General features: G+C 66.9%; 1 protein-coding gene. It reads right to left on the bottom strand.

The features are described 5' to 3' along the window. Positions 1–48 precede the first annotated feature (48 nt). The coding region (locus CXQ97_RS18935) for a substrate-binding domain-containing protein (RefSeq protein WP_146069752.1) at positions 49–593 on the bottom strand (545 nt) is incomplete at its 5' end.

Genomic DNA, 593 nt, shown 5'->3' with positions numbered 1-593 from the left:
TGCGTCAGGCCCGGCTGAGGCACGGTGGAAATCGAGCTCCGGCGTGGACTAGGGGTCGGAGGCGCGCTGGTCGCTCGTACTTCTGCGGACGATCAGCGTCGGCTCCAGAGTGATATGCCGGTGCTCATGTGTCCGCGGGTTGTCGATCTCGTCGATCAGCAGTCGCAGGGCCTCTTCGCCCATCTCATGGCCCGGCTGGCTCACGGTGGACATCGGGATAGCAGCTTCGGAGGCGAACTGGTTGTTGTCATACCCGATGACGGCGATATCGGCAGGCACTGAGACGCCTGCATCCGTCAGTTCATGGATGAGTCCGGCCGCCAACTGGTCGGCGGGGGCAAGGATCCCGTCGGGGAGCGTGCCGGAGCCGAGCAGGTCCCGCGCGATAGAACGCCCACTGGTGTTCTTCAGGTTCCTGCTGACGATCACGTCGAGACTCACGCCGTCGCCCCGTTCCCGTACGGCGCGCCGGGCGCCCTCCCGCCGGGCATTGACGGCGTGCAGGTCCTCGGGACCACCGGCGAAGAGCAGGCGCTTCCGGCCGATGTCCATGAGGTGCTGGGCGGCGAGGAAGCCGCCGTGCTCCTCGTCGA

This window comes from Arthrobacter sp. B0490, from assembly GCF_002929355.1.
Classification (GTDB): domain Bacteria; phylum Actinomycetota; class Actinomycetes; order Actinomycetales; family Micrococcaceae; genus Arthrobacter_D.
The sequence above is the reverse complement of the archived record's forward strand: the minus strand, read 5'-3'. Positions and strand labels throughout refer to the sequence as shown.